Raw genomic sequence first — 20756 nt, forward strand, 5'->3', positions numbered from 1 at the left:
GCTGTCGTCTAAGGACAGCGTGATCTACAACCCCGGCCTAATCCGTGACGACGTACCCGGCTGCGGCAACTCTTCGATCATGAGCACGACGACGGTGCCAGGCGACAAATCCAACATGATCGTCACCACCAGCCATCCCGGCACATGGACCCGCAATATCGATGTCTATGTGCCGGCGAATTATGTCCGGGGCACAGAAATCCCGTTCATCGTGCTCGGCGACGGCGGTTCCACCGCCTGGAAGGACATGAACACGACGCTGGATAATCTGATCGCGCAGCGTCGCGTGCCGCCGATGGTCTCGATCCAGGTCGGCAATGGCGGACAGGACGCACAAGGCGCGCAGCGTGGGCGCGAATACGACACTGTGTCGGGCACCTACGCGCAATTCATCGAGCGTGAGGTATTGCCGCTGGTCGAAGAGAAGGCCGGCGTGAAGCTGACGAAAAATCCCGATGGGCGCGCCACCATGGGGTTGAGCTCGAGCGGCACTGCGGCTTTCACCATGGCGTGGTTTCATCCCGAGCTATATCGCCGGGTGCTGGCCTATTCGCCAACCATGGTGAACCAGCAATGGCCGTGGAATCCGGCATTGCGCGGCGGTGCCTGGAAATATCACAGCGCGTGGGCGGGGCCGGCCGGTCCCAACCTGACCGTGAAGGCAGGCCAGCTCACGCCGTCCGATCAGCCGACCGGCGCGCCGCTGATCCCGGGTTCCCCGGCAAAACCGATCCGCTACTGGTTCGAAATGGGCGATCAGGACCTGTTCTATCCCAATCCGACAATCCCCGACGGCATGCACGACTGGACGCTGTCGGCCGCGCTGATGGCAAAAGTGCTGGCGGAGAAAGGCTATCACTACCAGTACCTGTTCGCGCGCAACGCCAAGCATGTCGACCGCCCGACAGTGGCGCAGACGCTGCCTTCGGCGCTGGAATGGCTGTGGAAGGGCTATCCGTTTCCGTGAGGTCTAGCCACGTAAGTAAGGGCGAGAAGCCCGGCGATCTTCCAACCGAGCAGGCAAGCAAATTCACTCTGGTGATCAATCAGAACCGCAAAGACGCTTGGCACCGCCGTGCCTCCGACCATATTGGCACTCGCTGACAAAGTGATCGAATAGCGCGCTCATGTCCGAGTTTGACCCTGAGCGGACAGCCGGAGGGTGATCATCTGCACTTTGCCCTTAACAGAGTTCCAGTTTGTCGCTATTTAAGCGTTGCCCCTCGACCTGCCGTAAGCAGAGTTGAGCAGAACACCGGCACGACGGCTGCGGGCATCCCCTCATTTCAGAGTCGTGCCATGCCCGAAATTTCGGCTTTGCTTCTTGCTGCCTGTATGTTTGCGGGCGCTGCCCTCTACACCTCGGTAGGCCACGCAGGCGCGTCCGCCTACATCGCCCTTATGGCGCTGTTCGGCATACAGGCCGCCGTAATGCGTCCGACCGCGCTTGCGCTTAACATCCTTGTATCCGCGTTCACGTCGTTCCGCTTCCTGCGAGCCGGTCTATTCCGGTGGCGCGTGTTCTGGCCTTTTGCTGTGGGTGCGATCCCATTTGCGTTCGTCGGTGGATCAATCCAACTGCCCGGCGCGTATTACCGACCGCTAGTTGGCGTTGTGCTTTTGATGAGCGGTGTGCGGCTGCTCTGGCCCCGCGAACTGAAATCCAACCTTCAACCGGAAGACCCGCCGATCTGGGTCGGCGTTCTATGCGGCATCGGAATCGGATTTCTATCTGGTCTCACCGGCACCGGGGGCGGCATCTTCCTCTCCCCGTTGTTGCTGTTCTTAGGCTGGTCCGACACGCGCTCCGCTTCAGGCGTGGCCGCTGTATTTATCCTGTGCAATTCCGTCGCCGGGCTGCTCGGCAATATCGCCATCGTGAAGGCATTGCCGCCAAATCTATGGGTCTATGCAATTGGAGTCGGCATGGGCGCGTTGTTAGGGACCGCGCTCGGCATACAGTGGCGCCCCCCGATGATCCTGGCACTTGGCTTCGTGCTGCTAATCGCAGGCTTAAAGCTGATTGGCGTGTACTGAGCGAGATCAGTTAGCGGCGCGGTCGTCCGCTTGTGGCCCGTGGCTGACCTTAGCCTGAAGGGCAAGGGTGTCCGCTTCCGACAGGTGACCCGACCAAGTTCATGCTGGCCAACGAGGGCTGCCTTTGATCCATAGCAGACAGCCGACCAAGCCGACAAAGGCCTACGTGGCTGCTTTCGCATCCGGGCGCCTCGCAACGAGAATGTTGCCGATCGCCTGCAATACGATTTCGCGTCTTTGATTACGCAAACGGACCTGGTTGCGCACGATGCCCCGATCTGGCTTCGACTTCGACTCCCGTTTCTCCAAAGCGGTCACTTCAAGATCGAGCTCGTCTCCTGGGCGTACCGGATTCGGCAGCCGCAGCTCGTCCCAGCCCATTCCGGCAAGGACACGGCGCGGAGGCTGCAACTTGTTGGTTAACGATATGAAAATCGCGAACGTGTGGGCAGCGGATGCCGACAGTCCCGCAAAAACTGAACGAGCCGCAGCTTCCTCATCGAGGTGGAACGGCCGTGGATCGAACTGCTTTGCGAACTGTATTATTTCGTCCTTGGAGACAAAATAGGGGCCAGCCTTGAAGCTGTCGCCAACTTCGATTTCTTCAAAATACCTGCTGGTCATTGGTCAATCCTCCTGCACCATGACCGCAATCCAACACCACGGTAGATTGTAAGACGGTTCAGACGGCGGCACCAAATGGACTTTGGCAAGGAGGCCCGGAATGTCGCTTATTGGCCCACTCGGACCTCCCGTTAGGTCCGGTATTCCGCTGCTATCAGGGGCACAGCGGACCTCACGCGCCCGATTCCCACGAGGGCTGATGAGCAAATCTGGTTCACTGCGATTTTTGCGCAAGCGGCCTCGGCCAAGTAGCGGCGGCCGAAAACCTCACCAGTGGCCGTTTACGGCCGAGGCCGTTGAAAGTCCGCCTCATCGAGCGACAGGTCGGAGAGCCTTGATACCCTCGCGCCATCGGCGCCGCGGGCATGCTGCCGCACCACAACCTCGCGTTCTCGGGCATAAGCGTCGCGGAAAGCTCACAGGCCCGAATTCTACCGATAGGCCAGAGGTATTTCTTAATGGATCATCGCCGCCGCATGGCGCGACACGCTGGCTGCGCCCCGCGCGCGTTTGCTAGGCGATCTTCGTGCCCCCGTAGTTGCCCAGGTAAACCGCGTCTCAAGCTGCGCTTCGGAGGACCCGCCAAAGCGCCGACACAAATTTCAAGAGTGGCCGGGATGACGCATCGTCCTGTCGATCCGGCGCGGCCGATGGTGCGGCGCTGTCCAATTCGGTCAGCCGCTCCACCATGCCTTCCAGTCGCAACGGTAGCGGGGCGAGATCGTCCGTGAGGGTGCCGCGAAGTCGCTCACCAATTTCGTTGCAGATCGCCCGGCGATGCTCCACGGGCGCGGTCGAAGGGGTATCTGCCATGGCTGCCACCGTTGGCCTTGACGTGCACCGCCTCCTTGCCGTGCACGGATATCCTGCCGCCACCGTAGTAACGAGCGACACGCCACCTTGATCCCGGCTTCGCACAAATACCGCTGCTCCGAACGTCCAAAGTTCTCAGGTCGCCAACCGCGTTCCCATGCTATCATGTTCGCCCGCGTGGGCTTAGGAGGCAAGAAATGTCTACCTACCTGCGATTACAAACCGTCGATTTAAAGCCGGAAATGGTCAGCCGCATCACCGCAGCTTACGAGCAGGCGCTCCATACGCTTTGTGTCCAGGATCGCGACGACCCACTCACGGAAATGGTCGCAAGCAAGATCATCAAGATCGCGCAAACGGAGGTCCTTGCCCCGGCACAAATTGCGGCTTTGGCGATCAAGGAACTCGAAATGCGTTAGGCATCTTTGCCTCACGCGCTTGGAACTGAAACATTCCCGACTTCGGCAGGTTGGCTATTGGGCTTCGGGGCTTCGCAATATGCGAGGCACGCTATGACGCCTCTACCACCGGGCGAAGCAATTCTCACTATCGGCATTATGAGCCTCACTGTCCTAATCGAGGTTGCGCTTTTCGCCTCGATCGGGATGTTCTGATGGACGCGCGCGGCGGTTTGGCCCGGGAACGCCTCAATCCCGGCCGAAATTTTTCCATCGTTCGCAACCACGGACCAGCCCGCAACGGAACCAATCTTCAGCGAACACAATTGTCTTGTGTCAGCGATGGGAGGATCATCGCCATGAGGATCAAATATCTCTCCGCGATTGTAATAGCTGTTCTTGCCGCTGGTACCGGGCTGGCCGTCAATTCTCTCGGCTCGCTGCCTACCGAAAAGCAGTCCACGCCGAACATGCAAGTGGCAGACCGACTAGCTGCCTCGGTTGATCCATTCTTGCTTCGGTACGGTGGCTAACAGGCGGCGTTGCAGCCATCGGTGCTTGCATCCAGTGGTAATTCATTTCGCGCTGTGTTGGATTTTTATTCGCGCAGCAGCGATCTTGAGTTGTTTGACGAAGTTTTGCTGAAACAGAAGGCTGCTATGCTAGATTTTAGGTAATTAGCCCTGTTCCGTTTTTGCACCGACAAGCAAGTTAGCTGATCATCCTTTGAAGTTTGACGCAGCTTGTGGATGGGCTCACATCGGGCAGCATCGCTGGGGCTTAGAAACTCGGAATATCTCTTAGCGATACTCAAACGATGGGGGGCCCATGCCCGCCATATTCAACCTGCTCTATCGCGAATACTGCCGCGCCCGCCTCGCTGAAATGCGGAAACAGCTTCTGATTGCCAGACAAAGTCCTGAAGGCCTGCAAGCCGATTATGTTCGTGCTGATCAGGGTAGCGTTGGCAGGACAGACACGCAGCATGAAATCAATTACGGCGCGCCGAATTGAAGCGGCCGCGAGACATGGACTCTCCTTGACGCCGTTGCGATCGTCCCTGACCATTTTCGTTTTGATGGCTCTCGGGGTTTGGTAGGCGGCGCACGGGTGCGGCGCTTGCGTCATGGCTACGCTGGCTGCGCTTGGGCACAGGCAAATGCGGCAGCCGTGAATTTCAAGTATGTCCTTAGTCCCGCAGAGGCGCGGAGACGATCCGCTGGCATGGAAATCACTTGTAGACCCGTACAGCCTGCCGATCCACGATTGCGCGCAACGCTCCTACCTGTACCATTTCACGGGTGCAATTCTCGCAGGCAGGAGGTGGCGGGGCGTTGCTGTCGGCTCGATTCAGCGGCTAAGCGCATACCCGAAGCCGGGACCGGCGAACACTTGGGAAAAATACGGGTGGCAGAAGCCGCGGTTGGCACTTCAGCTATTGAAGGGAAACCGGACGGCGCACGCCGCTTGCTTTTGCCGCCGCTTTTGACCCAAGCCGGACATCCGGGCGAACCGACCGGCACACTGCCACGGACCCAGGCCCTATGGTGGGCGTAGCACGTGAAGATGCACCTGCGTCATCTATAGGAAGCTTCGCCTCAGGAGCAGAACGCAGTTAAGCGCTATCGGCTCAGTGATGCGTAAGAGCGTCCGATTGCTGAACTCTGCCCCGCAGCCGACGATCTTGGCCTCACAGTCTGGCACTACGGCGCTTCCATGATTCGCATGTCATATCTTTCGATTGCTATCGAATGGCCAATATCGAACGACCGGCCTAATTCTATCCAAAGATGACTTGCTCGCGAAGCATATTCCCCCGAAGATCGAAGCGTGCAATCCAGCTCTCGCTTAAAGGAGCAATCCAATGGCACTGAGAAATCTGACGGTTGCAACAACCCTGACGGTGTTAACCGCTGTTTGCGGAGCCGGGTTCTCACCAGCCCATGCAGACAAGGTCAAGAACTGCGGGACCACGACCACCACGACTGACGTGACGAACCCGCCCAATGAGAATGCGGGTTTCACGCAGACGTCAACGACGACGACTACCCAGACCTCCGCCTGCAATAGTAGCAGCGACACGGGTCAGCAGACCCAGACCCACACTGGCCCAACCACGAACAAGGGCGGCGGGACTCCGGGTGGCCACTGAGGGTTTGAACCAGGCACCCAATACGATCACCGAATAGGAGCTCAACATGCGGAAAACGCTGCTGTTAGGAATCGCCTTGACCTTGACCGCTGTGGGCGGCGCCTGCTTATCGCCGGCCCATGCAGACAAGGTTAAGAACTGTGGGACCACGACCACGACGGTTACGAACCCGCCTAACGAAAGTGCGGGCTTCACGTCGTCGACGACGACCACCCAGACCTCCTCCTGCAACAGCAGTAGCGACACGGGTCAGGTGACCACGACCACTCCAACCACGAACAAGGGCGGTGGGACTCCGAAGGGTCATTAGGCAAGGCGCGGTATGGAAAACAACTGGGCAAGGGGGCGGCTCCTTGGAAGTCGCCCCTGTTCGAGCAAGACACGACTTTGATGAAGCTGCTGCTTGGATCTCTTGTCGCCGTCGGATTGGGGATGGCGACATACAACAGGGCGATTCTCCCTGAGAACGCCTGGGATTCCGCTTGGACTCGAGCGGCGCAGTACCTTCCCGTATCCTTGGTGAACCCCGCTCCTGAAGTTTCTAACTACCTCCTTGCGCCGATTCGCCGGGGGGATATCGCCACGACCGTGACAGCGAGTGGCGCGTTGTCGGCGATCACGACCGTCCTCGTCAGTTCGCAAGTCTCCGGACAGATGCTCCGCATAGTGGCGGATTACAACGCTGAGGTTCGTCGGGGCGAGGTCATCGCTCAAATCGATCCCCTCAGCTTCCAGATCGCTTTGGAGCAAGCGCAAAGCGAGTTGAGAGTCGCCGAAGCGGCTGTGGCGATTCAGGAACGTATTCAGGAAAAAGCGGCCGCCGATCTCGCCAGCGCGGCCGCCGCGACGGAGCGAGTTCGCTTCGCGACCGAACGCGAGCGCATCGTCGTCGCCGAGGCCCAGCGTGACCTCGAGCGAAAGCGTACTTTGGCCAGGGGGGACAACGTCTCTCAGGTTGAGGTTTCCAGGACGCACGCTGCCTTCGACATGGCAGTTCAAAATTACAAATCGGCCGAAGCGGACGAGCGCACCAAAATCGCACTTACTCAAGCCGCCGAGTCGTCGCGCCGCTCAGCGGAGGCGCAGGTGATTCATGCCAACGCTATCGTGCAGCAAAGGCGGGCAGCCTTAAAGGCTGCGCAGACCGAGCTGGAGCGCACCAAGATCCGCTCGCCAGTCGATGGAGTAGTGATCGGGCGTACCATCGAGGAAGGCCAGCAGGTCACTGTCACTCTGCAGACCCAGACGCTGTTCACGGTCGCTCAGGATCTCCGCGAAATGCAGATTAAGATCTCAGTCGATGAGGCCGACATCGGCAAAATTCGAGAGGGCCAGCCGGTTATCTACACGGTGGACAGTTTCCCCGGCCGCGAGTTCCGGGCCGAGGTGAAGCAGATCCGCAAGGACTCCCAGGAGAAGCAAAACGTGATCACCTACGTGGTGGTCGCCAACGCACCGAACCCGGACAGGATGTTGATGCCCGGAATGACGGCAAACGCTCGCATCATCATCGACGCCCGCACCAACGTGCACAAGGTGCCGGTCGCCGCATTGCGCTTTACCCCGGCGGGAGAGCGCGGACCGGAGGCCTCCCACCTCTGGACCTTGGGGGAGGACCAACGGCCAAGGCCGATACCCGTTCGCGTGGGGCTATCGGACGGCAGCATGGTCGAGATCGCCATCGCCGAGCCAGTTGAGCAGGTCATCGTCGGAGTCGACCAGCGAGAACCGTCGCCTACCATCGCGCGACGGATCATCGGGAGCATGTAGATGCTGCTGGTGGCCGTATCAGATCTGACAAAAACCTACGTGGTCGGACAGACGGGGGTGCCTGCACTCCGGGGCGTGTCGCTCGCCATCGACAGCGGTGAATTCGTCGCCGTCATGGGCTCGTCGGGCTCCGGCAAATCGACGTTGATGAACCTTCTCGGTTGTCTCGATACCCCCAGCAGCGGCACTTATCACCTCGCCGGACAGAACGTGCTGCGCCTGTCGACCAACAAGCTCGCGGCGGTCCGCAACACGAGCATCGGCTTCGTGTTCCAGCAGTTCAATCTTCTGACACGAGCGACGGCGCTCGAAAACGTCGAGCTTCCGATGGTTTATGCCGGCCTTGGGTGGCGTGAACGCAGGCGGCGGGCACGCAACGCGCTGGCGCAGGTGGGCCTCTCGGACCGCGAGCACCATCGCCCCTCGCAGTTATCCGGCGGACAGCAGCAACGGGTCGCGATAGCTCGCGCGCTGGTGAATCAGCCGCTTCTGCTGCTCGCTGACGAGCCCACGGGAGCGCTCGACTCATTGACGTCCCACGAGATCATGACTGCCCTGGTTCGCCTCAACGAGGACGGACTCACGGTGATGGTCGTGACTCACGACGCCGAGATTGCCCGCTATGCCCGCCGGATCATCCGCTTCAAGGACGGCAGAGTAGTGTCCGATGATCTGAACCAGCACATTCGGGCGGCCGCATGAAGTTAGTCAACAGCACCCTTGCTGCGTTGCGCGCCGTTCGCGTCAACAAGCTGCGCAGCGCGCTGACGATGCTCGGCATCGTTCTCGGAGTGTCATCGGTGACCGTCATGATGGGGGTCGGCGGCGGAGCGAGCCAGCGCATCCAGACCGAAATGCGCAATCTCGGGGCGAACACCATCGTTTTGAACTCGGGGGCGCTGAAGAGCCGCGGCGTATCCAAGGGACAGGGGTCACGACCGAGCGTCACGCCCGCCGACGCGCAGGCCATCGAGAACGAAGTCCCAACCGTGATCGCGACCTCGCCGCAGCACAACTTCGCGGGGATGCAACTGATCTACGGTAATGCGAACTGGTCCACCCTGGTCACCGGTACGACGCCCGAGTATCTTATTATCCGCAACTGGACCGTGAGCCGGGGCCGCGCCTTTGACCGTGAGGACGTGCTCCAGGGCAGCAAGGTGGTCATGCTCGGGCGCACCGTGGCCGAAAAACTGTTTGGCAATGAGAGCCCGGTGGGGCAGGAAATCCGCGTCAACCGCGTTCCGATGACCGTGATCGGCGAACTGGCCGCTAAGGGGCAAAGCCTGGCTGGGATCGACACGGATGACACCGCTGTGATTCCGATCTCGACTGCGCTCAACCGAGTCATCGGGCGCAATCCGGCCAATCCTCGGGCGATCTCGGGCGTGATCCTCAAGGTGCGCGACGGCGCCAACATGGCTTCGGCCTTCACCGAGATTCGTCAGGTCGTGCGCCAGCGCCACGGGCTCCTGCCTGCACAGGAGGACGATTTTCACCTGATCAATCTAACGGAAGTAATGCGGGCCAAGGAGGACTCGGCGCGGGCGCTCGGGATTCTGCTTGCTGCGATTGCGTCCGTATCGTTGCTGGTTGGCGGGATCGGCATCATGAACATTATGCTCGTCTCGGTCACCGAGCGGATCCGCGAAATCGGGCTGCGGCTCGCGGTTGGAGCTCGACGAAGCGACATCCTGGGCCAATTCCTGGTCGAGGCGACGATACTGTCCCTGATCGGTGGCATCGCTGGGGTCGCCCTGGGCTTGGGCGGCGCCGTGGCCGTCGAGCGCTACGCCAACCTGGGCGTTGTCCTCAACGGACAGCTCAGCCTTGTCGCAATGACGTTCGCGGCTGGAGTTGGCATTTTCTTCGGCTTCTATCCGGCCTGGAAGGCGTCATTGCTGCAACCCGTCGAAGCCCTGCGCTCGGACTGATCCCGATCAAATTGCAGACGCCGCAGAATCCGAAATGGCGGGCTCCCCGTCGCGGCGCGCTCCAGTGCCCGATCATGGCGCCGCGCGTGCTCCAGCAATGCACATCGCCAACTGCGTTCTGCCGCCGACGTGAAGTTTCCCGTAAATGTGATGCAGGTGCATCTTCACGGTGCCTTCTGACAAACCGAGCTTGCTGGCGATCTCCTTGTTGCGCAAGCCTCGCAATACGAGGTGCACGATATCGGTTTCGCGCGATGTCAGGCCAGTTGTCGTCGGTGAGGACCGTTCAGCTGTTGCTAGGTGGTGCAACAGGTTAGGGTCAACCCATTTCCGGCCGCGGGATACGCTCTGGACACAATCGATCAAACTGGTGGCGCGAGCGCCGCTCAGCAGAATCCCGTCCACATCAGGCTTCAGCAGGTCCGCGGCCATTATCGCGTCGCGCTCGTCAAGCAGAAGGATGATCGAAACGGAAGTGCTGTGGGCTCGGAGTTCCGCAACTGCTTTCGCGGCCTCGTGGAGGGCGATGTCTTCTGTGAGCAGAACAATATTCGGATGATAGGTGTTCAAGGAGCGCAGAAGTTCACCTTGGGACGGGCAGCGCGCCACGACCTTATGGCCGCTCGCTTGCAAAAGTGCCTCGATTCCAGCTCCTGCGATGTCATCATGCGTGGCAACAACCAGAGTGGCCAATTCGCCGGTCTGGAGCCCTTTGGAACCACAGGCGCCATCTTCTTCAAACGACACAACGGGTTCGATGAAATGAGATCGGTCGAATTTCATACGCATGATGCATCTCTACTCACGCTGAAATTAATTGTAGTTCGAACGACGGCCTGCCCGAGACATGTTGCATTTCCTGCGCGGACGAAAATCAAAGCGAGATACGAACACTACCGATATCGATCTCGTCCAGACACGCAGTACCGTGTCGTCGCGTCACAGTATGGCCCCGATGCTTTTATCGGTATCTCTGCTTAGCACTGACCGGATCGAAAATTTACATCGGCATTTTACGCGTCAGCACCTGTTTGCGCTTTCGACGACAGGCCATGCAAGATGGATCACCAACACACAGCAAGTAAGCAGCAAATTTTGTTTTTTTCAACTTGAAATCTTTCGAAGGTGAAAACGGCGCCGGCGCTGATGTGGTTCCATGATGGAACAGAGCTGCAGAGAGACGCTAATATCGGTCGAGGTGTTTCGAGACCATGCCATCAGCATTGCTCATCCTGGGGGCCTCCTTTCATTTCAGTGCCCACTGACGAAGCTTGCAAGCTTCCACATGCCTGATTGGACGGAGCCACTATCGGACGCGGTCTCAACGAGCGAAAGTACAAACTTAGTGAGCTTGGACCTGTTCACTCCTGCCCAGTAGGCGTCTGCTGGACAATGTCGCTAGTGGCCCGTTTGAGACGTTGCGGCTGACCTTGAAATCGTCCGCTCACCGGGGCTGACCGGAAATCATCGCGGAGGGGCTGAAGCAGCGCGTTTCACCCTTAGGCGACTATAAATTCGTTCTTCACACGTCTGCTTCAAGCTAGACGAGACATTCAGATTTGCTATTGCGTCTACGCGTAGTCCCGGCACTTGCCTAATGATCTCGCCACTCGGCGGGCCACATCTCGAATTCGCGCCTGAAGGCCCGCCGGAATCCCTCCTCGGATTCATATCCGACCGCTGCAGCGATTTGGGGGACGCTCATGCGTGACTCACGAAGGTGGCGCTTGGCAATCTCCAGGCGCCATACCGTGAGATAGCGGATGGGCGGCATTCCAATCAGCTGTGCGAAGCGATCCATGAATGCGCTGCGGGAGAGGGCAACCTCCTTGGCAAGGATATCGGCCGACCATGGAGCGGCGATGTCGCCATGAATGAGCGCGAGCGCACGCCCGATATTGGGATCGGTCAATCCCTTGAGCCAACCTTGCTCCCGGTCGCCAAGCGTTGAGGTGTACTCGCGAACGGCCTCCACCAACAGCACCTCCGAGAGCCTCGACATCACCTCCGACGATGCTAACCGTCCACGGACCAACTCGGCTGCAGCAAATCGCACCGATGTCTCGATCCAGTCGCGGGAAGCGGCCTTGCTGATGTCAAGCCTCAGCATACGCGGCAACGTGGCAAGCAACGGATTGAAAGCATCCTGAGTTCCGAGAAACCCGCATACGATGCCCGTCGGCTCGCGTCCTCCGCCGTACCGGATCTTCATAACGCCGCCCTCCGGCGACTGCTGGATGAGGTCGGCGGCGCTGACTGGAACGACGCCCGCGGCGCTCGCCATCGTGTGAATGTCGTTGCGAGGAAACAGGACAATCTCCCCGGCGTGAACCTCCGTCGCCGGGGCGCCGTCGAGGCCGACTAGCATGCGGCCTTCGAGAACTACGTGGTAGCCGATCACCTGCACGAGATTCGCTAGGAACGGCCGGACGTCCTCGAGACCAACCCGGGCGGCGACGCACCACGGTGCCGTGAAGGTCGCCTCGAAGAAGACGCCGCCCGTGAGCCGAACCGACCGAAGAACATCGGACAGGGGATCTGGCATCGTCTGGGTCTCTCAATGCTGGACGAATGGTCCTCTCATCTGGACGTCCGGTCCTCCACTTGCATCCAGCTTAAGTGAAATCGATCGATAACGACAAGCCACTGGATGCTCCCCGATGCGGAAGCCTCGACGCAGCCGTCGCGCGCACAAACGGCGTGCGCCAGAGGCGTTGCGACCGGCGGCACTATCGCATTGGCCACGAGGCGTCACCGTTTCAGAAAAAACTCTACCTCCTCGAAAAACCGCTCGGAGGCGGCCTCATGCTCAAGAAATAGATGATTTTGGCCCTGAAGTGGGATGAATCGGGCGCCGGGAATGCCAGCAGCCATTGAGCGTCCTAACTCAAAGGGCACTCTCGCATCTCCCCGAGCGTGCATGACAAGTGTTGGCATAGTCACCTTGCCAAGAACCTCCGTGACATCAATTTCGCCGGCGGCGGCAAGATAGCGCGCTGCGCACTCGGGTGAGGTCGTCCGGCGTTGCAGTTCATTGAAGAAGGCAGCTTGCTCTGGTGTGGCCCCAGGCATGAACTGCCCAGTGAACAACTGCCGAAAGGCCGGATTGTCTGATCCCCAGCCATGACGCATCAACGTAGCCATTGCAGCTCGAAGCTCCCTTTGCTCCGGCGATCTCTTTGCCGCGCCAAGTGCAAAACCCCCATAAAGAATGAGGTGAGAAACTCGTTCTGGATGTGTAACAGCATATGCAATCGACACCGCACATCCCTGGGACACTCCCAACAGCGGAAATCGATCTATACCAACCGCATTGACCACTGTTTCCAGGTCACTGACCCAGGCTTCGAGAGACAACGTCTCGACATCCCAGTCCGACATGCCAGTGCCCCGCGCGTCGTACCGGATAAGCGTATGCTTTCGCGCCAGCCCGTGAACGACGTGCTGCCACACAGGGGTCTGCCAGTCATATTCAAGGTGATTCAACCAATTTGCGGTTTTGACCAGCGGATGTCCGCTGCCGGCAATCGCATAGGCGAGACGAACACCTTCAGATGTGCGGCAATATTTGATCTCTTGGCTGATTTGCGAAGGATCGGCATCGAAACGCTTGGGTTCTCCCTCATTGCCGCCCGACATAGTCTGCAGACCAATCAGTCGATACCCGCGCCCCGGGACTGTAATGACAAAGCTCTGCTCCCGCGCTCCATCCTCAAGTGCTTTCCGCAGTGCTGAGATGTGGACATGAATATTGCTGTCTTCTACCGACAGGCCCGGCCATACCCGTTCCAGCAAGTGGTCCTTGGAGACGACATTGCCTTTTGCAGAAGCCAGTTCGCAAAGGATGTCCATCGCGCGGCTCCCCAGCTGAACCCGAACGCCCTCGCGCGAAAGCTCGCGCCGTTCGGTATCAAGAAGGAATCGACCGAAGCGAACCATTTTTGTCGCTCATCGGGTCCTGCGTCACGATCGCCGATTCAGAACAATTAAGGTTCTAAACCAAGGACCTTAAACGGCTCTCGCCTTACCATCCATAGAACGTACTGCGGCGGGCAGCAATCCAAAAGACACGCTGCAGAAATCAGGAGAAGGTCGTGAGCACCTCTCAGACGGACAACCAAAGTACGACGCCCTGGAACACCGCGAAATTTCGAGCAGCCGCTCGCGAGCCTGGCCGACCGAAGAACGTGTGACCGAAGAACTGTCATGACCTTTATCTCGCAATATTGGATGAATGGTCCTCCCATCCGGACGCGCAGTCCTCCACTGGCACTCAGATCGAGCGTATCTAATCCACAACGACAGGTCGCTCGGATTCAAAGTACAGCACGATAGCCATGTGGGAAGCCTCGGCCAGCAGATCACATCACGAATGAGTGAGATGATAATGAGCGCAGTATTGACTGAAAAGACACCAGCCGAGCCGCCGCGGGCCTGGTTTCTCAACAAGACGCAGGAAATCCTCTCTGTTCTCCTCACGCGGCGGCTTCGCAAAGCTGAGGCAGAGCTCGTCGCTCTCCACGACCGCGTGCTCGAAATTATTGGCCTCGATCGAAGCGAGATCGGATCCGCGGTGCTGGAGGACGCACAGGAGAGAACAATCGCGTGCGGCAGAAGCGTGGACACGACGTAAGCCGCGATTAGCCGATTCACGCCGAAACAACGGAATCCACGACCGGCCCGGCATTTCGCCGCGTCGGAGGGATCCGGCCTCGCCGAAGGAGGGGGCCGGTATGTCAGGTCCTCAATTTTGAGGTCACTCGCTACTCACAACACAGGAGAGAGACAATGACCACGACCACGAGCATCTCGCCTTTAGCGAAGGTCGACAACGGCGTTAATGTGACCGCGCTGCTCGGAGCACGCGAGTCCTTGGAGCAGGTGCCAGAGGCGGCGCAGTTCAAGTGGCGTGCAAGCTGCCAATGGCTGAACGGCACGCACAGCCGTTCCGCTATCGGCAATTTCTTCGGGCTCGGAGCCGAGCAGTCCCGCAACAAAACATTCACCGTCGAGGCAGACCACCCCCAAGTCTTTGCGGCGGAAGACAACGCTCCCACCCCAGTTGAACTCATCCTTTCCGGACTTGCGAGCTGCCTGACGGCGGGCGTTGCCGCGATCGCCCAGCGGCGCGGCATACAACTCCACTCCGTCAAGGCTTCGCTCGAGGCCGATATGGACATTCAAGGCATCCTCGGCATTGACGATGAGGTGCGCAACGGCTTCGGCGCCATCCGCGTTCATTTCGAGATTCGCGCCGATGCGAGCGAGGACGATATCAAGGCGCTGGTCGCTCAATCGCAGAAGCGGTCGGCCGTGTTCGACATCGTCACCAACCCGACGAACGTCTTCGTCACCGTCAACTGACGGCGGCGGCTGGACCCAAGGAGCGAGTGCCGTGAGGTTCGTGACTACCATCATCATCGGCGCCGGCCAATCCGGACTAGCCATGAGCAGGCATCTGACCGCCCGCTCGATCGACCACGTGGTCCTCGAGCGCGGCGAGGTGGCTAACTCATGGCGGACGGAGCGGTGGGACTCGCTTCGCCTCCTGACGCCCAACTGGCAAACCCGTCTGCCGGGATACGCCTACAGCGGTGATGATCCGGACGGCTTCATGACAATGCCGGAGGTCGTCCGTTTCCTACAGCGGTACGCCAGGGTTTCGTGCGCTCCAATCGCGACGGGAGCGCGCGTCACGCGGGTGAGGCAGCAGGAGGGAGGCTATGAGGTCGAAACCAACTTTGGTCCATGGCGCTGCCGCAAGCTCGCGATAGCAACCGGAGCCTGCAACCTCGCCTCGATCCCATCGCTCAGTGCCGGTCTACCTGGCAACGTAGACAGTCTCACGCCGCTGCAATACAGGAATCCCACTCTTCTGCCGGACGGGGGCGTGATGATCGTCGGTGCCTCGGCGAGCGGCATTCAGCTCGCCCGGGAGATCCGGGCAGCCGGCCGTCGCGTCGTGCTTTGCGTCGGAGAGCACGTACGGATGCCGCGGACCTACCGCGGACGGGACATCCAGTGGTGGATGGACGTCATCGGTGCGATGGATGTCCGATACGATACCATGATCGAGGACATCGAAAGGGCGCGGCGTCTGCCGTCGCTCCAGCTCATAGGAACGCCGGAGCGCGCGACCGTCGACCTCAACAGCCTGCGCAAGGCAGGCATCGAGCTGGCGGGTCGCCTCGTCGGCCTTGTTGATGGCAAGGCGCAGTTTTCCGGATCGCTCGCCAATCACTGCGCGCTGGCCGATCTGAAAATGAACCGGTTGCTCGCCAGCATCGATGATTGGGTGAACGCGAGCGGACTTGCGCGACAGTTTTCCGCGCCTCATCGCTTTGAGCCGACAGATGTCGGATCGGAAACCAGGCTCAGCCTGGACTTGATCGATGCTGGTATCGGTTCGGTAATTTGGGCGACCGGATATCGCCCCGACTACTCCTGGCTGGACGTCCCCGTGCTCGATGGGAAGGGACGCATCCGTCACGATGGCGGGATCGTTTCCGCACCGGGAATGTATGTCATGGGCCTGCCATTTATGCGCCGGCGCAAATCGTCCTTCATTGATGGAGCGGGCGACGATGCTGCGGATCTCGCCGCTCACCTGACCCAGAACCTCAATTGCGCTGCTGCCTGAGAGCAAAATGCCATGAACGACCTGCATAGTCTCGACTCTCATTATGACGCGGTAGTGGTCGGCGCACGGTGTGCGGGCGCTGCCACGGCCTTCCTGTTGGCGCGGTCGGGAGCAAAGGTCCTGGTGGTCGACCGTCAGCCCTATGGCTCCGATACCATGTCGACGCATGCCCTGATGCGGTCTGCGGTCATGCAGCTCACACGCTGGGGACTCGTTCCGAACATTGCGGCGGCGGGAACGCCCGTGATTCGATCGACCACGTTTCACTATGGCGACGAGGCCGTTCGGGTGGACATAAAGCCGGATCATGGCGTCGATTTTCTGTTGGCGCCACGACGCATTATACTCGACCCATTGCTAGTTGACGCGGCCCGCGACGCCGGCGCGGCGGTTCGCCACGGCATCGCACTTTCCGAGTTGCAATTTGCATCGAACGGCCGGGTTATTGGCGCCTCCTTGAGAGATGGCAGCGGTGCGTGCAGGATTATCCGTTCGGATATTGTCATCGGTGCGGACGGCCGCCAGTCGACCGTCGCGCAGTTCGTCAATTCAAGAGCCACCGTCGAAGGATTCAACGCCTCTGGCGTCGTATTTGGCTACTTTGCAGGACTGGATTGGGACGGCCTGCATTGGCATTTCGCACAAAACGCCGCGGCAGGCGTGATTCCAACGAACGCCGGTCACTGCGTCTTCGCGGCGGTTCCGGCTTCGCAATTCGTCGCGACATTTCGCGGCGATGTCATGCGCGGTTTCATCAAGGTGCTGGCATCGAGCTTTCCCGAGCTGCGCGCCGACATTGACAGGGCCACGCTGCTCGGCCGCTTGCGGATCTTTGGGGGAGCAAGGAGTTACCTCCGACAATGTCACGGAGCAGGCTGGGCCCTTGTCGGTGATGCCGGCTATTTCAAGGACCCCCTGACCGCACACGGGATCACGGACGCTCTTCGCGACGCGCAATTGCTGTCGCGAGGAATCGCCGATGGCAGCACCCGCGGGCTTGAGGCCTATCAGCGCCAGCGCGACGAACTGTCCTTGCCGCTTTTTCGCGCCACCGACGCAATCGCCTCGTTCCTGTGGGACATCGACGAGGTCAAGCAGCTTCATGCTGATCTGAGTGCAGCCATGAAAGCCGAGGCCAATTACGTCGCGAACTTGTCACAAGAGCCGTCCCTCGCAGCATAGGAGCACGAAAATGTCGACCGATTCACCCTGGACTCGAACGCTGGCCGGACGGCCCGTGCCAGGTCGCCGCGCGGAAAGGAGCCGGACGACCACAATGCGAGATGTCGAAATGTTCACCGAGATGACAGGTGACCAGAACCCCATCCATTACGACGTCGAGCTGGCGGCCAATTCGCCCTTCGGCGGGCTTATCGTCCAGGGCGGCGTCACGACCGGCCTTATGAACGCCGTCGTTGCTGAGGATCTCCCGGGGCCGGGCACGGTGTTTCTCGAAACCAACTGGCGTTTCGTCAAGGCCGTCCGCGTCGGAGAGACGATTACCGCAAGCGTCAAAGTCGAGCACGTCCGGGATGACAAGCCGATCTGCAAGCTGGAGACCGTCGTCCGCAACGCAAGCGGGGAAAGCTGCGTGGTTGGAACTGCGACGACTTACACGATGGCGCTGCCGCAGCGCGTGGCCGGCCAGGCGAAGCGTGCCGTAGTCAGCTGACGGGTCATCGTGCGGTTTTGATGCATCAGTTACAGTGACAACCGCGCGGCTCAGTCCTGTTCATTCTTCAAAATGCCGTTCTCGCGCAGCCGGAAAATCCAATGGCCGGGTGAAGATGAAGCAGCCTTGCATCAAGATTGGGACAATTGCCTTGACCGGTTTGGCGACGACTGCATTCGCAGCAAATTCGGTGCTTTGCAGGTTAGCCCTGTCCCATGCTGCGATCGATCCGGCCACTTTTACCCTTGTACGTCTTGCGTCAGGGACGGGCGTACTGTGCCTCATGTTGTCGCTGCGCCGGAAGCATGAACGGCCGGGGGGATCGTGGCCTGCATCTGTAGCGCTATTCGTTTATGCGGTCGCATTCTCCTTTGCATATGTCTCGCTTCCAGCCGGTACGGGATCGCTTCTCTTGTTTGGCGCGGTCCAGGCGACAATGGTCGGCTATGGGCTCGTCCGCGGCGAACGCTTATCCACCTTGCAGTGGTTCGGATTCACTATTGCCGTCGCGGGACTGGCGGCGATCGTTGCTCCCGGCGCATCGGCACCGTCTGTGACGGGCGCGTGTCTCATGCTGACTGCCGGCGCTGCATGGGGCGCTTACTCCCTGCTCGGCCGTGGCATTGCGGATCCCCTCGGGGCGACCGCCGGCAATTTCACGCGTTCCCTGCCAATCGCAATTTGCCTTTCCTTGGGCGCTCTGTCGTTCGGCACCGACCTCACCTCTGGGGGGATCGCCCTTGCGATCCTTTCTGGCGCAGTTGCCTCCGGAATTGGCTATACGATCTGGTACGCTGCGCTCCCGGGTCTGACGCCTGCGCAAGGCGCCTCGGTGCAACTGAGCGTTCCGGTCATTACGGCACTGGCAGGCGCCTTGGTGCTCGGAGAAGCACTCTCCCTTCGCCTTTCCATATCATCGCTTGCGATACTCGGCGGAATTGCGCTGGTCTTCAGCAGTCGAGAACGCGCGTTGTCCAGTAGCAGCTGAATGGCCATATCCTACGGCTTGCAGTTTGAGGCGCTCCGCGATCACCGAGATAAAATACGTCAGAAGTTCGAGTTATTGCTCAATCTCTGTAGGTGCTGGGAATTGATATCCCACGCACGCGGTTCGCCCTCGCTGATATCCGAGCTCGTCCAGGACGATGAAGTCCATCCGGGTCAGATGCTCGGCAAGCCGGCCCTGCCGTCCGTTGCGGGTCTCGGTCTCCAGACGGTTGACGAGGTCGACCACATTGTAGAAGCCGCCACGGGCACCTGATCTGGTGCAGCTTCTGGCAATGGCAATGGCCAGGTGGGTTTTGCCTGTGCCGGTGCCGCCGACCAGGACGACGTTGCGTTGTTGGGCGATGAAGCCGCCGCCAACGAGGCTACCACGCGCCGCTCCAAATCGATCTCAAACGGCCAGACGGAAATGCCACTTGACAACGACACAATCATCCGCGATTGTACCGATCGGTAAAGTTATTACCGATAGGTACAATCACCTCAACTGACAAGGAACTGAAGATGTCACGTCCCCCACTCCCTCCTTTCACCCGCGAAACCGCTATCGAGAAGGTTCGGCTGGCCGAAGACGGCTGGAACACCCGAGACGCGGCCAAAGTCGCTCAGGCCTATACGCTCGACACCCGCTGGCGGAACCGCGTCGAGTTCACGAGCAATCGCGACGAAGCTCAGGCACTTCTGACACGCAAGTGGAACAAGGAGCACGAATACCGCCTGATCAAGGAGCTTTGGGCTTTCACCGGTAACCGCATCGCGGTGCGCTACGCGTATGAATATCGCGACGATGGCGGCCGCTGGTACCGCGCTTATGGTAACGAGAACTGGGAATTTGCAGAGGACGGTCTGATGGCGCACAGGCACTCGAGCATCAATGAAATGCCCATTGCTGAAAGCGATCGTTTGTTCCACTGGCCTCTTGGTCGTCGGCCGGATGATCACCCCAGCCTCAGCGATTTGGGCCTCTAATCATGGCCCGCATGGTCGCTGAAAGAGCCGACGCCATAGCCCCGTTGGCCGAAGTTTTCCGCGAACATGGCTACGAAGGCGCAAGCCTTGCCTTGATTGGCAAGGCTACCGGTCTTGGCAAGGGCAGCCTCTACCACTTCTTCCCGAACGGAAAGGAAGAGATGGTGCAGGCTGTTCTCGGCGAAATCGGCCAATGGTTCGAGGATGCCGTATATTCCCCGCTGCGTAACCAGAGCGATGCTAATGGCGCCATCGGTGCAATGCTTGACTCGACGGACCAATATTTCAGGTCCGGCAGGCGCGTGTGCCTCGTCGGTGCTTTAGCAGTTGCTAATACGCGTGACCTCTTCGCGCAGGCCATCCGAGGTTATTTCGTAACTTGGGTGGACGCATTGCAGTCAGCGCTTATTCGGCAGGGCCGTGACGCCGATCAGTCGCGCATCCTCGCGGAGGAGGCCGTTCTTGCTATTCAAGGAGCCATTGTTCTTTCTCGGGCAATGGATGATCCGGCCGTTTTTCAGCGGGCTATCGACCAACTCCGGAAACGATTAGTGATCGAAAACGATACCTCTAACAACAAAGGCACAATCGACGATTCACCGCAAAATGAAGGTCGGCTTGTCTGAGATTAGCGGAGATATTCCTGAGTGACTGAGGGCCAGATCCGGGATGGGCGCGATCCGGCCCAAAATGCTGCGGACTTAGAAGCCGGACTTCGCCCCGTCTAACTGGACGCATTCGC

The 20756-nt window shown here is 59.6% G+C and carries 23 protein-coding genes and 1 pseudogene; 16 read left to right on the forward strand and 8 right to left on the reverse strand.

The window, feature by feature from the left end:
- Together GGD65_RS21985 and GGD65_RS21990 are read left to right on the forward strand one after the other, a co-directional pair.
- A partial coding sequence (locus GGD65_RS21985; RefSeq protein WP_183236590.1) for an esterase family protein occupies nt 1-967 on the forward strand: 967 nt, incomplete at its 5' end.
- A gap of 332 nt (nt 968-1299) precedes the next feature.
- Nucleotides 1300-2037 (forward strand): sulfite exporter TauE/SafE family protein, encoded by a 738-nt coding sequence (locus GGD65_RS21990; protein ID WP_183236591.1) that lies wholly within the window; start codon nt 1300-1302, stop codon nt 2035-2037.
- A gap of 162 nt (nt 2038-2199) precedes the next feature.
- Here the strand turns inward: GGD65_RS21990 and GGD65_RS21995 are convergent, their stop codons facing one another.
- Together GGD65_RS21995 and GGD65_RS22000 are read right to left on the reverse strand one after the other, a co-directional pair.
- The gene (locus tag GGD65_RS21995; protein ID WP_179740333.1) at nt 2200-2661 is read right to left on the reverse strand and encodes a MaoC/PaaZ C-terminal domain-containing protein; all 462 of its coding nucleotides are present in this window, start codon (nt 2659-2661) and stop codon (nt 2200-2202) included.
- A 558-nt stretch (nt 2662-3219) separates the two neighbouring features.
- Nucleotides 3220-3474 (reverse strand): hypothetical protein, encoded by a 255-nt coding sequence (locus GGD65_RS22000; protein ID WP_183236592.1) that lies wholly within the window; start codon nt 3472-3474, stop codon nt 3220-3222.
- Between the two features lie 197 nt (nt 3475-3671).
- Here GGD65_RS22000 and GGD65_RS22005 point away from each other — a divergent pair, with 197 nt between their 5' ends.
- From GGD65_RS22005 to GGD65_RS22015, 3 genes are all read left to right on the forward strand, one after another.
- A complete protein-coding gene (locus GGD65_RS22005; protein ID WP_026201980.1) occupies nt 3672-3893 on the forward strand; it encodes a hypothetical protein in 222 nt (73 codons plus the stop codon).
- A gap of 194 nt (nt 3894-4087) precedes the next feature.
- Nucleotides 4088-4405: a hypothetical protein gene (locus GGD65_RS22010; RefSeq protein ID WP_183236593.1), complete on the forward strand. Its 318-nt coding sequence runs from the start codon at nt 4088-4090 to the stop codon at nt 4403-4405.
- A 295-nt stretch (nt 4406-4700) separates the two neighbouring features.
- Nucleotides 4701-4886 (forward strand): hypothetical protein, encoded by a 186-nt coding sequence (locus GGD65_RS22015; protein ID WP_183236594.1) that lies wholly within the window; start codon nt 4701-4703, stop codon nt 4884-4886.
- A 1018-nt stretch (nt 4887-5904) separates the two neighbouring features.
- Here the strand turns inward: GGD65_RS22015 and GGD65_RS22020 are convergent.
- Complete coding sequence (locus tag GGD65_RS22020; RefSeq protein ID WP_183236595.1) at nt 5905-6237, reverse strand: hypothetical protein; 333 nt, start codon at nt 6235-6237, stop codon at nt 5905-5907.
- Between the two features lie 177 nt (nt 6238-6414).
- Here GGD65_RS22020 and GGD65_RS22025 point away from each other — a divergent pair, with 177 nt between their 5' ends.
- From GGD65_RS22025 to GGD65_RS22035, 3 genes are read left to right on the forward strand one after another with little or no spacing between them, the layout of a single operon-like run.
- Nucleotides 6415-7794, forward strand: a complete 1380-nt coding sequence (locus GGD65_RS22025; protein ID WP_183236596.1) for an efflux RND transporter periplasmic adaptor subunit — start codon at nt 6415-6417, stop codon at nt 7792-7794.
- On the forward strand, nt 7795-8496 hold the full coding sequence (locus tag GGD65_RS22030) for an ABC transporter ATP-binding protein (protein ID WP_283813692.1): 702 nt from the start codon (nt 7795-7797) through the stop codon (nt 8494-8496).
- Nucleotides 8493-9728, forward strand: coding sequence for an ABC transporter permease (locus GGD65_RS22035; protein WP_183236597.1), 1236 nt, complete (start codon nt 8493-8495; stop codon nt 9726-9728). The genes GGD65_RS22030 and GGD65_RS22035 overlap by 4 nt, the downstream gene beginning before the upstream one ends.
- 72 nt (nt 9729-9800) lie before the next feature.
- On the opposite strand, the gene GGD65_RS22040 is transcribed toward GGD65_RS22035, so the two are convergent.
- The 3 genes from GGD65_RS22040 to GGD65_RS22050 form a co-directional block, all read right to left on the reverse strand.
- Entirely contained in the window at nt 9801-10517 is a 717-nt protein-coding gene (locus GGD65_RS22040) for a response regulator transcription factor (protein WP_018321700.1), read from the reverse strand.
- 805 nt (nt 10518-11322) lie between these two features.
- Nucleotides 11323-12273 carry an AraC family transcriptional regulator gene (locus GGD65_RS22045; RefSeq protein WP_183236598.1) on the reverse strand — a complete coding sequence of 317 codons (951 nt, stop codon included), beginning with the start codon at nt 12271-12273 and terminating at the stop codon, nt 11323-11325.
- Nucleotides 12274-12479: 206 nt separating this feature from the next.
- Nucleotides 12480-13667: an alpha/beta fold hydrolase gene (locus tag GGD65_RS22050; RefSeq protein WP_283813693.1), complete on the reverse strand. Its 1188-nt coding sequence runs from the start codon at nt 13665-13667 to the stop codon at nt 12480-12482.
- 448 nt (nt 13668-14115) lie between these two features.
- Between GGD65_RS22050 and GGD65_RS22055 the strand changes: the two genes are divergently transcribed.
- From GGD65_RS22055 to GGD65_RS22075, 5 genes are all read left to right on the forward strand, one after another.
- Nucleotides 14116-14361 (forward strand): hypothetical protein, encoded by a 246-nt coding sequence (locus GGD65_RS22055; RefSeq protein ID WP_183236600.1) that lies wholly within the window; start codon nt 14116-14118, stop codon nt 14359-14361.
- 155 nt (nt 14362-14516) lie between these two features.
- Complete coding sequence (locus GGD65_RS22060) at nt 14517-15092, forward strand: OsmC family protein (RefSeq protein ID WP_183236601.1); 576 nt, start codon at nt 14517-14519, stop codon at nt 15090-15092.
- A gap of 40 nt (nt 15093-15132) precedes the next feature.
- On the forward strand, nt 15133-16368 hold the full coding sequence (locus GGD65_RS22065; protein WP_312017729.1) for an NAD(P)-binding domain-containing protein: 1236 nt from the start codon (nt 15133-15135) through the stop codon (nt 16366-16368).
- 12 nt (nt 16369-16380) lie between these two features.
- Nucleotides 16381-17550 (forward strand): NAD(P)/FAD-dependent oxidoreductase, encoded by a 1170-nt coding sequence (locus GGD65_RS22070; RefSeq protein WP_183236603.1) that lies wholly within the window; start codon nt 16381-16383, stop codon nt 17548-17550.
- Between the two features lie 10 nt (nt 17551-17560).
- Nucleotides 17561-18040: a MaoC family dehydratase gene (locus GGD65_RS22075; RefSeq protein WP_183236604.1), complete on the forward strand. Its 480-nt coding sequence runs from the start codon at nt 17561-17563 to the stop codon at nt 18038-18040.
- A gap of 60 nt (nt 18041-18100) precedes the next feature.
- Here the strand turns inward: GGD65_RS22075 and GGD65_RS40270 are convergent, their stop codons facing one another.
- Complete coding sequence (locus tag GGD65_RS40270) at nt 18101-18277, reverse strand: hypothetical protein (RefSeq protein WP_246783382.1); 177 nt, start codon at nt 18275-18277, stop codon at nt 18101-18103.
- Nucleotides 18278-18452: 175 nt separating this feature from the next.
- Between GGD65_RS40270 and GGD65_RS22080 the strand changes: the two genes are divergently transcribed.
- The gene (locus GGD65_RS22080) at nt 18453-19028 is read left to right on the forward strand and encodes a DMT family transporter (protein ID WP_246783383.1); all 576 of its coding nucleotides are present in this window, start codon (nt 18453-18455) and stop codon (nt 19026-19028) included.
- Nucleotides 19029-19163: 135 nt separating this feature from the next.
- Here the strand turns inward: GGD65_RS22080 and GGD65_RS22085 are convergent.
- A pseudogene (locus tag GGD65_RS22085) lies at nt 19164-19409 on the reverse strand (ATP-binding protein); the annotation flags it as partial.
- 140 nt (nt 19410-19549) lie between these two features.
- Here GGD65_RS22085 and GGD65_RS22090 point away from each other — a divergent pair.
- Both GGD65_RS22090 and GGD65_RS22095 read left to right on the forward strand, forming a co-directional pair.
- The gene (locus tag GGD65_RS22090) at nt 19550-20014 is read left to right on the forward strand and encodes a DUF1348 family protein (RefSeq protein ID WP_018323176.1); all 465 of its coding nucleotides are present in this window, start codon (nt 19550-19552) and stop codon (nt 20012-20014) included.
- A 2-nt stretch (nt 20015-20016) separates the two neighbouring features.
- The gene (locus tag GGD65_RS22095) at nt 20017-20640 is read left to right on the forward strand and encodes a TetR/AcrR family transcriptional regulator (protein ID WP_183236605.1); all 624 of its coding nucleotides are present in this window, start codon (nt 20017-20019) and stop codon (nt 20638-20640) included.
- The last annotated feature ends 116 nt before the right edge of the window (nt 20641-20756 follow it).

Origin of the sequence: Bradyrhizobium sp. CIR18 (assembly GCF_014198295.1) — a bacterium.
In the GTDB taxonomy this organism is placed as follows: domain Bacteria; phylum Pseudomonadota; class Alphaproteobacteria; order Rhizobiales; family Xanthobacteraceae; genus Bradyrhizobium.

What these genes read in the sequence shown, in the direction of transcription:
- GGD65_RS21990 (WP_183236591.1), top strand. Translation starts at nt 1,300, where the DNA reads ATGCCCGAAATTTCGGCTTTGCTTCTTGCTGCCTGTATGTTTGCGGGC.
- GGD65_RS21995 (WP_179740333.1), bottom strand. Translation starts at nt 2,661, where the DNA reads ATGACCAGCAGGTATTTTGAAGAAATCGAAGTTGGCGACAGCTTCAAG.
- GGD65_RS22000 (WP_183236592.1), bottom strand. Translation starts at nt 3,474, where the DNA reads ATGGCAGATACCCCTTCGACCGCGCCCGTGGAGCATCGCCGGGCGATC.
- GGD65_RS22005 (WP_026201980.1), top strand. Translation starts at nt 3,672, where the DNA reads ATGTCTACCTACCTGCGATTACAAACCGTCGATTTAAAGCCGGAAATG.
- GGD65_RS22010 (WP_183236593.1), top strand. Translation starts at nt 4,088, where the DNA reads ATGGACGCGCGCGGCGGTTTGGCCCGGGAACGCCTCAATCCCGGCCGA.
- GGD65_RS22015 (WP_183236594.1), top strand. Translation starts at nt 4,701, where the DNA reads ATGCCCGCCATATTCAACCTGCTCTATCGCGAATACTGCCGCGCCCGC.
- GGD65_RS22025 (WP_183236596.1), top strand. Translation starts at nt 6,415, where the DNA reads ATGAAGCTGCTGCTTGGATCTCTTGTCGCCGTCGGATTGGGGATGGCG.
- GGD65_RS22030 (WP_283813692.1), top strand. Translation starts at nt 7,795, where the DNA reads ATGCTGCTGGTGGCCGTATCAGATCTGACAAAAACCTACGTGGTCGGA.
- GGD65_RS22035 (WP_183236597.1), top strand. Translation starts at nt 8,493, where the DNA reads ATGAAGTTAGTCAACAGCACCCTTGCTGCGTTGCGCGCCGTTCGCGTC.
- GGD65_RS22040 (WP_018321700.1), bottom strand. Translation starts at nt 10,517, where the DNA reads ATGCGTATGAAATTCGACCGATCTCATTTCATCGAACCCGTTGTGTCG.
- GGD65_RS22045 (WP_183236598.1), bottom strand. Translation starts at nt 12,273, where the DNA reads ATGCCAGATCCCCTGTCCGATGTTCTTCGGTCGGTTCGGCTCACGGGC.
- GGD65_RS22050 (WP_283813693.1), bottom strand. Translation starts at nt 13,667, where the DNA reads ATGGTTCGCTTCGGTCGATTCCTTCTTGATACCGAACGGCGCGAGCTT.
- GGD65_RS22055 (WP_183236600.1), top strand. Translation starts at nt 14,116, where the DNA reads ATGAGCGCAGTATTGACTGAAAAGACACCAGCCGAGCCGCCGCGGGCC.
- GGD65_RS22060 (WP_183236601.1), top strand. Translation starts at nt 14,517, where the DNA reads ATGACCACGACCACGAGCATCTCGCCTTTAGCGAAGGTCGACAACGGC.
- GGD65_RS22070 (WP_183236603.1), top strand. Translation starts at nt 16,381, where the DNA reads ATGAACGACCTGCATAGTCTCGACTCTCATTATGACGCGGTAGTGGTC.
- GGD65_RS22075 (WP_183236604.1), top strand. Translation starts at nt 17,561, where the DNA reads ATGTCGACCGATTCACCCTGGACTCGAACGCTGGCCGGACGGCCCGTG.
- GGD65_RS22090 (WP_018323176.1), top strand. Translation starts at nt 19,550, where the DNA reads ATGTCACGTCCCCCACTCCCTCCTTTCACCCGCGAAACCGCTATCGAG.
- GGD65_RS22095 (WP_183236605.1), top strand. Translation starts at nt 20,017, where the DNA reads ATGGCCCGCATGGTCGCTGAAAGAGCCGACGCCATAGCCCCGTTGGCC.